This is a genomic window from Sphingobacteriaceae bacterium GW460-11-11-14-LB5 (assembly GCA_002151545.1).
GTDB lineage: Bacteria > Bacteroidota > Bacteroidia > Sphingobacteriales > Sphingobacteriaceae > Pedobacter.
This window is the reverse complement of sequence record CP021237.1, coordinates 1053824-1065865: the sequence shown is the minus strand read 5'-3', so window position 1 is coordinate 1065865 and position 12042 is coordinate 1053824. Positions and strand designations below refer to the sequence as shown.

11 protein-coding genes are annotated in these 12042 nt (G+C 38.9%); 7 read left to right on the top strand and 4 right to left on the bottom strand.

Features of this window, described 5'->3' with window-relative positions; all coding sequences use genetic code 11:
- Positions 1 to 9: 9 nt before the first annotated feature.
- A complete protein-coding gene (locus CA265_04440; GenBank protein ARS38967.1) occupies positions 10 to 840 on the bottom strand; it encodes an orotidine-5'-phosphate decarboxylase in 831 nt (276 codons plus the stop codon).
- A gap of 425 nt (positions 841 to 1265) precedes the next feature.
- On the opposite strand from CA265_04440, the gene CA265_04435 reads away from it, so the two are divergent.
- A complete protein-coding gene (locus tag CA265_04435; protein ARS38966.1) occupies positions 1266 to 3008 on the top strand; it encodes a transcription termination factor Rho in 1743 nt (580 codons plus the stop codon).
- An 89-nt stretch (positions 3009 to 3097) separates the two neighbouring features.
- On the top strand, positions 3098 to 3793 hold the full coding sequence (locus tag CA265_04430) for a CDP-diacylglycerol--serine O-phosphatidyltransferase (protein ID ARS38965.1): 696 nt from the start codon (positions 3098 to 3100) through the stop codon (positions 3791 to 3793).
- Positions 3794 to 3885: 92 nt separating this feature from the next.
- On the opposite strand, the gene CA265_04425 is transcribed toward CA265_04430, so the two are convergent.
- Positions 3886 to 4254, bottom strand: coding sequence for a histidine phosphotransferase (locus CA265_04425; protein ARS38964.1), 369 nt, complete (start codon positions 4252 to 4254; stop codon positions 3886 to 3888).
- Between the two features lie 19 nt (positions 4255 to 4273).
- A complete protein-coding gene (locus tag CA265_04420) occupies positions 4274 to 4780 on the bottom strand; it encodes a 2-amino-4-hydroxy-6-hydroxymethyldihydropteridine diphosphokinase (protein ARS38963.1) in 507 nt (168 codons plus the stop codon).
- 40 nt (positions 4781 to 4820) lie between these two features.
- Here CA265_04420 and CA265_04415 point away from each other — a divergent pair, with 40 nt between their 5' ends.
- Positions 4821 to 6587, top strand: a complete 1767-nt coding sequence (locus tag CA265_04415; GenBank protein ID ARS38962.1) for a signal peptide peptidase SppA — start codon at positions 4821 to 4823, stop codon at positions 6585 to 6587.
- 196 nt (positions 6588 to 6783) lie between these two features.
- Here the strand turns inward: CA265_04415 and CA265_04410 are convergent, their stop codons facing one another.
- Complete coding sequence (locus CA265_04410; GenBank protein ARS38961.1) at positions 6784 to 7461, bottom strand: hypothetical protein; 678 nt, start codon at positions 7459 to 7461, stop codon at positions 6784 to 6786.
- A gap of 41 nt (positions 7462 to 7502) precedes the next feature.
- Here CA265_04410 and CA265_04405 point away from each other — a divergent pair, with 41 nt between their 5' ends.
- The 4 genes from CA265_04405 to CA265_04390 all read left to right on the top strand — a co-directional run bounded on the left by CA265_04405 (position 7503) and on the right by CA265_04390 (position 11589).
- Complete coding sequence (locus CA265_04405; GenBank protein ID ARS38960.1) at positions 7503 to 9179, top strand: DNA polymerase/3'-5' exonuclease PolX; 1677 nt, start codon at positions 7503 to 7505, stop codon at positions 9177 to 9179.
- Positions 9180 to 9355: 176 nt separating this feature from the next.
- On the top strand, positions 9356 to 9958 hold the full coding sequence (locus tag CA265_04400; protein ARS38959.1) for a hypothetical protein: 603 nt from the start codon (positions 9356 to 9358) through the stop codon (positions 9956 to 9958).
- Between the two features lie 109 nt (positions 9959 to 10067).
- The gene (locus CA265_04395; GenBank protein ARS38958.1) at positions 10068 to 11099 is read left to right on the top strand and encodes a heptosyltransferase; all 1032 of its coding nucleotides are present in this window, start codon (positions 10068 to 10070) and stop codon (positions 11097 to 11099) included.
- Complete coding sequence (locus CA265_04390) at positions 11092 to 11589, top strand: histidine phosphatase family protein (protein ARS38957.1); 498 nt, start codon at positions 11092 to 11094, stop codon at positions 11587 to 11589. Before CA265_04395 ends, CA265_04390 begins: the two co-directional genes overlap by 8 nt.
- Positions 11590 to 12042 lie beyond the last annotated feature (453 nt).

Below are 12042 nucleotides of genomic sequence, written 5' to 3'. Positions count from 1 at the left end.
ATTAACTTTTTACACTAATTCTGCTTTAATCAAAATCTGCTCCATTTCTTGCTGCAGTTTTAATGCTTCTTCTCTGGCTTTTTCTGCAAAGTCTTCACCTTGGCTTGCATAGATAATCCCCCTGGAAGAATTGATCAGTAATCCGCATTGCGGGTTTAACCCGTATTTACACACCTCATTCAAATCTCCACCTTGTGCACCAACACCCGGTACTAAAAGAAAATGATCGGGTGCCAGTTTACGTACATCACCAAATGCAGCACCACGTGTAGCACCTACCACATACATCATCTGCTCATCAGTTGCCCAGGTTTGCGAGGTTTTAATCACCTTTTCGAAAAGTCTGTCTTCTCCAACCTCCTGTAACTGAAAGTCGGCATGCCCTGTGTTCGATGTTAGGGCCAATAGAATTACCCATTTATCTTTAAAAGTTAAAAATGGTGTTACCGAGTCGCTCCCCATATAAGGCGCTACGGTAACTGAATCGAAACTCATCTCAGACGATGCTGCGTTAAAAAAGGTTTCGGCATACATCGCAGAGGTATTCCCAATATCGCCGCGTTTAGCATCAGCAATAGAAAAAATATCTTGTGGAATATATTTCCAGGTTTCAATTAAGGTTTCCCAACCTTTTTTGCCATAACACTCGTAAAAAGCAGTATTGGGTTTATAAGCTACACACAAATCTTTTGTAGCATCAATAATCTGTTTATTGAATTCCAGAATCGGATTTTCATACTTTAACAGGTGTTTTGGTATCTTATCTAACGAAGAATCTAATCCGACACATAAAAATGAACGTTTTTTTTGTATCTGCTCGAAAAGTTGTTGCTTGGTCATATATGGGCTTATTTGCTGCAAATATGAAGATTTTTAAGTTTTCTGAGCGACAAAATAATGCTCACATTAATTATTTTTATAAACATTTTAAACTTTTGCTTGCAGATTACGTTTCAAATACATACAATTGCAACATAATTTCTCAACCGTTTATCTGAATATCCCAGAAAAATTTATCAAGACTTGTTTTTTGTTACCATTTTTTAAAGGCGAATTTCGCTTTTTATTCAGCTTGTAAACAATTATGAAACAATTTGAGCATTTTCCATAATGAACTCATTCAATGTTTTATAGCCTTAAGAATTTATACACAATGAAACTGCCGGGCCTGCACTAACACAATTATTTTTAAGCCTGTGTAGATTTATAACAGAAAACATCCGTTATAAACAAATGAAAAATTTCTTGAAACATATATATTTAGAATGTTTAGTAAAACAGAATTAAATGATAAGCTCACAACAGAATTACGTGAGCTAGCAAAAAGCTATGGCATTGAAGGTGCCGACTCCCTAAGAAAAATCGACCTTGTTGAAGTACTTTTACACCAACAAGAAATTATAAATGCCGCTAAAGCTGGTGCAGACCCTTATAGCGATATCGAACCTATTGCAGCTACTCCTGCGCCTAAAACCAAAGCGACAAAAACTCCAAAAGTTGCGGCCGCAGCTGCAGCTGCCGCTTCTACCGTGGTAGCCGATAAACCTGCTGCAACAACAACCGACAAGCCGGTTAAAAAAAGAGCAAGGTTAACGAAAGATGAGCCTGCAGCACCAATTGAAAGAAGAAGAGATGCTGTAACTTTATTTGACGAGCCTCAACACCAGCAACAGCCGGAAAGACAGCCAGACAGAATTATTGAAGCTGAAGAAAGTGTAAAACCAATCTCAGCTTTAATAGAAGAAAGTGCAGAAGTGCTTCCAGTTGCTCCGAAACAAAAACAAGAGCCTAAAGAAAAGCAGGAAAAACCGCAACGCGACGAAAATCGCCAGCAAAAACAACCAGGTGGTGGCAATCATCACAAAAACGAAAACAGTTATTCTAACCTCGATTTCGACAACGTAATTACAAATGAGGGTGTTTTAGAAATTATGCCTGATGGTTATGGTTTCTTACGTTCGGCAGATTACAACTACTTAACCTCTCCTGATGATATTTATGTATCTCAGTCTCAGATTAAACTTTTTGGATTGAAAACCGGTGATACTGTAAAAGGTAGCATCCGTCCGCCAAAAGAAGGCGAAAAATATTTCCCATTGGTTCGCGTAGAAACCATTAACGGCAGAATCCCTGCTGAAGTTCGCGACCGTGTTCCTTTTGATTATTTAACACCACTTTTCCCAACCGAAAGATTAAACCTGTTTACGGATACGAACAATTATTCTACCCGTATTATGGATTTATTTACACCGATTGGTAAAGGGCAACGTGGTTTAATTGTTGCGCAGCCTAAAACGGGTAAAACCAATTTATTGAAAGAAGTGGCCAATGCCATTGCTAAAAACCACCCGGAAGTTTATTTAATTATTTTATTAATTGATGAGCGCCCGGAAGAGGTTACCGATATGGCACGTAGCGTAAGGGCTGAGGTAATTGCCTCAACTTTTGATGAGCCGGCTGAGCGTCACGTTAAAATTGCCAACATTGTTTTAGAGAAATCGAAACGTTTGGTAGAAAGCGGACACGATGTGGTAATCCTTTTAGATTCAATTACCCGTTTGGCCAGGGCATATAATACTACAGCACCAGCTTCGGGTAAAATATTATCAGGTGGTGTTGATGCAAATGCCTTACACAAACCAAAACGTTTTTTCGGTGCGGCACGTAACATCGAAAATGGTGGTTCATTAACCATTTTAGCTACAGCATTAACCGATACAGGTTCTAAAATGGATGAGGTGATTTTCGAAGAATTTAAAGGAACAGGTAACATGGAACTTCAGTTAGATCGTAAATTATCTAACAAACGTATTTTCCCTGCTATCGATATTACAGCATCAAGTACACGTCGCGACGATTTATTGCACGACAGAGACACGTTACAGCGTGTATGGATTTTACGTAACCACCTCGCTGATATGAACAGCCAGGAAGCAATGGAATTTGTTCAATCTCAAATAAAAGGAACAAAAAGCAACGAAGAGTTCTTAATTTCGATGAACAGCTAAGATAAAGCTTAAAGGTAAAAGGTGTAAGGCTTAAGGTTTCCTAATTGGATGCCTAAACCTTACACCCTAAATCTTAAACCTTAGACCCCATGCTAAAAAAACATATCCCTAATGCGATTACCTGTGCAAACCTTTTTTCTGGTTGTATCGGAATCGTTTTTGCATTTAAAGGCAATCTGGAAACCGCAGCGTACTTCGTTATTCTTTCAGGAATTTTCGATTTTTTTGATGGTATGGTTGCACGCTTATTAAATGTAAAATCGGCAATCGGAAAAGATCTTGATTCTCTGGCAGATATGGTAAGTTTTGGATTTTTACCTGGGGTAATCATGTTTCACTTATTGAAGGCAAGCGATTATTCATCTGAGTACCTTCCCTATCTCGGTTTTATCATTACTGTTTTTTCTGCACTTAGGTTGGCCAAATTTAACAACGATGCCAGGCAGACAGAAGATTTTATCGGTTTAAATACCCCGATGAATACTTTGTTTATCTGTTCACTACCTTTTATTGCCAGCGATTATCCGCAGGTTATTGCTTCCAGTATTTTGCTGATTGCCATTACGGCAATTACAAGTTTCTTACTGGTGAGCGAAATAAAAATATTCTCTTTAAAATTCAGCGATTTAAGCTGGGCGAAAAATAAAATCAAATTTATCTTCCTCATCCTGTCAGCTATATTAATTGCTGTTCTGAAATTTGCAGCAATACCTTTTGTTTTGGTATTGTATATTGCTTTATCAATATTGCATTTTAGAGGTTCTACAGCCAATCATAAAGTATAACTAAATTTTTCCCGCAGATTTAAGAAGATCAAAATCGCAGATTAACTTATTTTAGGTAATCCTTTAAAATCTGCATTCCTTTTCTGCGGAAATTACTGCTTGGAAGTAAGCTTGTTTTTCTCCAGCTCAAGTTGCTGACAGATAATCACACAAATCAATTTTAGCCTTTCCACATCGGCCTGAATCGTTTCAAGCGCAATTTTATTCCTTGCATGGTCTTCAATTGCCTGAACGAATTCCTTTACGTCATTCCTGCCTATATAACTGAATGTGGGTTTAATTTTGTGTACAGAATTAGCTACTTTGCTCCAGTTCTCTTTTAACAATGCATCAGCCATTTCTGCTAAATAGACCGGCGTTTGTAAAATAAAAGCTTCAAAAAAATCAATTAAAAATGTCTTGTCATCACCAACCATTTGGATCAGGTAAGAAAAGTCAAGAGGGCGTTGGTCGGTTAACATAAGATCAAAGTTAGATGCACTAAAGCTTTTTAACCTCAAGCGGGTCATCAATATTACGACAGATAGACAAAATCGTTTCTCCCAGTACAGGATGTACTACTTCGGGTGCAATCTCAGCCAGGGGCTCCATCACAAATTTTCTGTTCTGCATATGCGGGTGAGGCACCTGAAGTTTATCGGGAATATCGATAATTTGATCTCCAAAAAGGATAAGATCGATATCAATTAAACGTTCACCCCATTTATCTTTCCGCACCCTGCCCAATTCCTGTTCAATACTTAGTGCAAGATCTAAAACAGCTATAGCACTTAAATTGGTTTCTACACCTACAGCCTGGTTCAAAAAAGCAGGCTGATCGGTTTTGCCCCATGCAGCCGTTTCGTAAAGAGAGGAGATGGCAATCACCTTACCGATTTTATCGTTCAATAGATCAATGGCTTTTTTCAAATTCGCCTCCCTATCGCCTAAATTTCCACCCAGTAACAAATAAGCCGTGCTGCACTCTAAAGCTTTATTAAGCATCATGTATTTTTATATCTTTACAACACAAAATTAAAACATTTAAATGAGAGAATTCTTTAAGTATTTATTTGCCTCTATGTTGGGCTTTTTCTTATCGATAGTAATTGTATTTATTATCTGCTTCGTAGTTGTTGTAGGTTTAATATCTTCTATTGATAGCGACAAAACAGTGGTTGTGTCTAATAATTCGGTACTATTTCTGAATTTGGACCAGGCCATTATGGAACGTACACCTAAAAACCCATTCGGAAACCTGCCAATTGTTGGGGGCGAAGAAAAAGATGGTATAGGCTTAAACGATTTTTTGAAAGCGGTACAAAAAGCCAAAACAGATGATAATATTAAATGTATTTACCTGAATGTAAGTAGTCCGAACGCTGGTTTTGCCACTTTGCGCGAGGTTAGAAATGCATTGATTGATTTCAAAAAATCGCATAAAAAAATTATTGCATACAGCGAAGTATATACACAAGGTGCTTATTATTTAGCTTCTGTAGCTGATAAAGTTTATTTAAATCCTGAAGGTGCTTTAGAATTTAAAGGATTTAGCTCTGAATTAACCTTCTTTAAAGGGACTTTGGAAAAAGTTGGTGTAGAAATGCAGGTCATCCGCGTGGGGAATTACAAAAGTGCGGTTGAACCTTTTATTTTAGATAAAATGAGCGATTATAACCGCAAACAGGTTACAGCTTATGTAGGTGGTTTGTACAATACTTTCTTAAGCGATATCGCACTAAGCAGAAATATTCAAAAAGATAGTCTGTATAACATTGCAGATAATTACAAAGTGCAACAGCCACAAGATGCCGTTAACTTTAAAATGATTGATGCCTTAAAATACAAAGATCAGATTTTAGAGGAATTAAAAGGATTATCGGGAAGAACCAGAGGAGAAAATGTCCGCTCGGTTTCGATTAACGACTATGCCAAAAACAATAGCGATACAGGCGAAGGAAAAGATAGAATTGCGGTAATTTATGCCAATGGCGAAATTAATGGCGGCGAAGGTTCCGACAACCAGATTGGTTCAGAACGTATTTCCAGGGCAATTAGAAAAGCACGTTTGGATGATAACATTAAAGCGGTGGTTTTACGCGTAAACTCTCCCGGAGGTAGCGCATTGGCTTCGGATGTGATCTGGAGAGAAGTGGTATTAACCAGAAAAGAAAAACCTGTTATTGCATCGTTTGGCGATGTGGCTGCATCAGGTGGTTATTATATTGGTTGTGCCGCTGACAGTATTTTTGTGCAGCCAAACACCATTACAGGTTCTATCGGTGTATTCGGTATTATCCCCAACTTCCAGAATTTAATGACCAACAAGCTAGGCATTACATTTGATGGCGTTAAAACCGGCAAATATGCCGATATTATGGCGACTAACCGCCCCATGACTGCTGGTGAAAGATTCATTATTCAAAATGAATTAAACAGGATTTACAGTGGTTTTGTGAGCCGTGTGGCCGATGGCAGAAAGAAAAGCAAAGCTTACATTGATAGCATTGGCGGTGGCCATGTGTGGATTGGAACAGATGCCGTTCAAATTGGCCTGGCTGATAGAATCGGAAGTTTTAACGATGCGATTAAAGCGGCCGCTAAAAAAGCTAAATTAAAAAACTATAAAGTTGTAGAATATCCCGATGTAATTGATCCATGGAAATCGTTAATGGATGAAGGTACAGACAGAATTAAAACCTATTATACCAAACAAGAACTTGGCGATAATTACATGCTTTATCAACAAATGAAAAAGGTAATTGCAAGTTCTGGCATTCAGGCCAGGATGCCATTTGAAGCGGTTATTAAATAATTTAAGATGGAAAATGGATGATGGAATATTAGGATTGATGGTTCATAGTTAAATAGTTAATGGTCATAGAGGTCAAGTCTCATCAGCAATTAACCATGAACCATCAAACCATGATCCAGGTAACCATCATCCATCTTACCTGTTCCATCTTACATCACCCATCTTACCTCTTCCATTTTCCATCTCACATCATCCCCTAATCAATCGCCTTCCACTCCGGATGCAGCGTTAAATAAGTTGCATTAACCGGAATATTTGCACGATGAACGGTTAAAGAAATGCTTTTCCCTTTTAAAAATTCAAAGCCAATCCCATCTTTTTGGGCATCGTAAACTGTTACCGTATCTTGATCTTCGTTTAAATAGGCCGAAAGTTTTTTGAGGGATGGAAATTTAAGTTTTGTATCTTCCAAAGTGCTGCCTGTTGCCAAACCATTTTGCGTTTTAAACTGATTAGAGGTAATCCTGATCTGTTTCACATCCTTTACAAGCATACTCGTATCGCGATAAGAAGAATATACTGCAATTTCGTTGGGGTGCTTTCCGGTCGAATCGTTGCTATACCAAATCCCCCAGGCTTTTCCCATAGCAGCATCACCCGCGCTTGGCCTGCCCAGTTTTATCCCAACCTGTTCCATATTTTCGCCAAGGGTGATTTCGCCCACTGAATGTCCGGCCACAACCAGAAACCGCTCATCAACAGGTTGCACGGCAGCTGATGTTAAATTATTTGTCGAATCTGTTTTGTTCTGATTTGCTTGATCGGCAGATTGACAGGCCACCAAACTTATACTTAATCCCAGGAGGGCAAATTTTATAGATTTCATCAGTGTAAAACAACGCTTTAATAAAATTGTGTTTATAATTTTAGACATGCGGTAAAGATTTGAGGCATTATTTCCTAATTTTACCCCTTATGGAAAACAAGACCATCGCCCGCACCTTGCGCCTCTTATCGCAGCTTATGGAACTGCATGAAGAAAACCCTTTCAAAATTAAATCTGTTGCAAATGCCTATTTTAAAGTAGATAAATTGCCTTTTGCTTTAAAGGACAAACCTTTAGCGGAACTGGATAAAATTGAGCGAATTGGCAAAGGATTGGCTTCCAAAATTATTGAGCTTCTTCAAACCGGAGAATTAAAAGAACTTAACGAAATTTTAGAGAAAACCCCTGAAGGTGTAGTGGAAATGCTGGCTATAAAAGGCATTGGACCGAAAAAGATTTTCATCATCTGGCGTACCTTAGGCATAGAAAGTATAGGCGAATTGTATTACGCCTGTAACGAAAACCGCTTAATTGAAGCTAAAGGCTTTGGTTTAAAAACCCAGGAAGAAATTAAAAATGCCATCGAATTTAAACTGGCTGCCAACGGACGGTTTTTATATGCCCAGGTTGAAGGTTTTGCCAAAACCTTATTTACCCAGCTTTCTGATTGGGCTGCAAAGATTGACAGCCATGCACTTTTAGGTTTCGCCGGTCAGTACCGCCGTGCATGTGAGATTATTGATGAATTAGAAATCGTAATCGGTACAGCACAAATCGATGCGCTTAAACAAAACTTACCCGCTTTCGCACCACTTTCACTAATCGAAGTCGAAAATGCTTTCATCTGTACTACCGAAGCAGGTTTTAGAATAAAAATCCATGTGTTAGAAAAAGCTGGTTTCTACTTAGAGTGGTTCAGGTTAACCGGAAATACGGAACATGTAGAAAAAGTGCTGACATTAGCTGGTGAAGGGCCTTTTGCAAATGAAGAAGAAATTTATAGCAAAGCAGGTTTATCTTTTATCGAGCCTGAGCTTCGTGAAGATTTCAACGAAATTGAACTGGCGAAAGTCAATCAACTCCCGACTTTAATCCAATACGAAGACTTGAAAGGCAGTTTGCACAATCACTCTACCTGGAGCGATGGCGTACATACCTTAGAACAAATGGCTGTTTACTGCAAAGAGAACTTAAACCTTCAGTATTTAGGTATTTGCGATCACTCTAAAACTGCGGTTTATGCAAAGGGATTAAATGAGCAGCGTGTTTTCGGTCAGCACCAGGAAATTGATGAACTAAATAAAAAACTCGCTCCTTTTAAAATTTTCAAAGGTATTGAGAGCGATATTTTAAGTGATGGCTCATTGGATTATTCGGACGATATCTTAAAAACATTCGATTTTGTAGTGGCTTCTGTGCACAGCAATTTGCGCATGGACGAAGCAAAAGCTACTGCACGCTTACTAAAAGCCATTGAAAACCCCTATACCACTATTTTAGGACACCCAACCGGCCGTTTATTGTTAAGCCGTGCCGGATATCCGATCGACTATAAAAAAATTATCGATGCCTGCGCAGCAAACAAAGTCGTGATCGAAATTAATGCGAATCCCTTACGTTTGGATTTAGATTGGCGCTGGCACCGTTATGCCCTAGAAAAAGGAGTATTGCTATCTGTAAATCCCGATGCCCACCGTACTGAAGGTTTCCACGATATGCATTACGGTATTTTAGTCGCCCGCAAAGGCGGTTTAAGTGCTGATAAATGTTTGAATGCTTTTACTTTGGAGGAGATAACTGCGTATTTTGAGAGTAAGAAGGGTTAGCTGTTAGCGGTTAGCGGTTAGCGGTTAGCGGTTAGCGGTTAGCTGAAAACAGTCTCTAACTTATCTTGTTTTAAATTTCACAAAAAGAAATCCGTGTAATCTCCAAATCTGTGTAATCAACCTGCAAGGAAAAATCTGCATCATCACCCATAAAAATCTTTTAATATCTTTGCCCCATGATAAGTGAAATTGCCAACCGCATATTTAATCAAGTAATTACAGACTATCACAAGTTTGATGATATTGACCATCCGGTTGAAAACCCATATGATGCCGAAAGTTTAGAGCATCTTTTTTACGTTAAAAACTGGATTGATACTGCCCAGTGGCACATGGAAGATGTAGTACGTAATCCACAGATTGATCCTGTTGAAGGTTTGAGCTGGAAAAGGCGAATAGATGCACAAAACCAGGTGCGTACCGATATGGTTGAGTTTATTGATGGTTATTTCTTAAACCTTTACCAGGGAATTTCAGCCCTTCCAGATGCAAAAATCAATACAGAAAGTCCGGCCTGGGCAATAGATCGCCTTTCTATATTGGCACTGAAAATTTACCATATGCAGGAAGAAGCTGAACGCGAAAGTGCATCAGCTGAGCACCGTGAACAATGCCAGACGAAACTAAATGTATTATTATCGCAACGCGAGGATTTATCAAACAGCATCGATGAGCTACTGGCCGATATTGAAGCGGGCAAAAAATACATGAAAGTATATAAACAAATGAAAATGTATAACGACCCGAGTTTAAACCCGGTGTTGTATAATAAAGCATAGTACTACAAACCGTCATTGCGAGGCACGAAGCAATCCTACTACTTTCGCTATTCAAATTTAGCATTGAGATTGCTTCGTGCCTCGCAATGACGAACTACCTGAAAAATATATGGCCGTAACCCAAAAAATTATCGTTTTACGTTTTTCGGCTATGGGCGATGTGGCCATGGTAGCCTCCGTTTTACGCGAATTTTCTGAACAGCATCCATCTGCAGAAATCATTATGGTGAGCAGAGCTGCTTTTAAGCCATTTTTTGATGGTATCCCGAACCTGATCTTCCACCCTATCCAGCCTAAAACTATTCATAAGGGAATTGACGGGCTATACAAACTCTATCAGGAGCTCCGCAGTTATAAACCAAACGCGGTAGCCGATTTACACGATAATTTGAGGAGCAGGGCAATTTCAACCTTTTTTCGCTTAACCGGAACAAAAATTAAGCGCATAGATAAAGGAAGGGCTGAGAAAAAGGCACTAACCCGTACCCATAACAAGGTTTTTAAACCGCTCAGAAAAACCGTTGAGCGTTATGCCGATGTTTTCCGCGAATTGGGATTTAATGTTAAACTCACTCATAAAATAAATAAGTCTCCGCAGGAAATCCCAGAAAAGGCACAAAATTTATTTACCTATAAAACCACAAAAAAAATAGGTATCTCTCCTTTTGCGCAGCATGTTTATAAAGTATATGCTTTAACAAAAATGGAAGAGGTTATTGCCTCATTAAGCGGATCAGGCGATGAGCTTTTCATATTTGGTGGTGGTAAAACAGAACAAGATGTTGCTGAAAACTGGGCTGAAAAGTATAAAAATGTCCATAGTTTAATCGGCAATTTTAGCTTAACAGAAGAGCTTGCCATCATCTCGAACTTAGATGTAATGTTAAGTATGGACTCATCTGGCATGCACATGGCATCACTTGTTGGTGTACCTGTTGTATCGATTTGGGGGCCGACACATCCTTATGCAGGCTTTTTGGGCTACGGACAATCGGAAAGCGATTGCATTCAGATTGATCATCCAGGCAGGCCAAACTCAATTTATGGAAACAAACCCTGCCTTTGTGGTGTTGAAAACTGTATAGACTTAATTAAGCCTGAAACCATTGTAAACAAAATAAAAGAGAAACTAAATGGCTAAACAACTACTGCTGGTCCGCCATGGCAAATCGGATTGGGGAAATATTGATTTAAGTGATTTCGACCGTCCGTTAAACAAACGTGGTAAAGAAAATGCACCAGAAATGGCCGAAAGACTGGTTAACAGAGGTTTCAAAATAGATTTAATCGTAAGTAGCCCGGCGAAAAGAGCTAAATCTACGGCCAAATATTTTGCGGAAGCCTACAATATTGATCAGATCCAGTTTGAAGAATCTATTTACGAAGCCAATACCACAGCTTTGCTTCAGGTGGTTAATGCCTTGGATGATGCGGCCGAAAAAGTAGTGCTGTTTGGTCACAACCCCGGTTTTACAGATTTCGCGAACGAATTATGCGATGCCGACATTTACAATATCCCAACTGCAGGCATGGTGTTAATTTCTTTTCCTTTTGATTCGTGGCAAATGGTAAGTAAAGGAACCGGAGAAATGGTGTTTTTCGATTACCCGAAGAATAGCGATGAGATTTAGGGCTTTTTACCATTAAGGGATTAAGATCATTAAGGAGAGTGGCCAGTTTATTATTTGCCACGGAAACACTGAGTTACACGGAAATTATTGTGGGTTTGCATTAAATCATTACAGATTGGCTTTAGCCAACTGCACAAGTACTATAATACAGTTTTAGCCCATGGGCGCTAGAAAGGCTTTTCCCGACAAGCACAACCCACAGTTAAATAAACCCCGGTAGAAGCGGCAGCTCCCGATCTTTTACCGATGAATCGGCACTAAATTGGTATCGGGACTACAGCGAATAACGGGGCTGATGAAGGCCAGGAACTACTGACAAACATTTCCAAAAAAAACGCATCAATTTAAAATATCACAAATCAGCTATGAATACCTCAAATCAAATAATTTTATTACCTTTGAATATATAACACGAAAATCTGGCAATAGACATTTCGGTGAATTCATAACCTA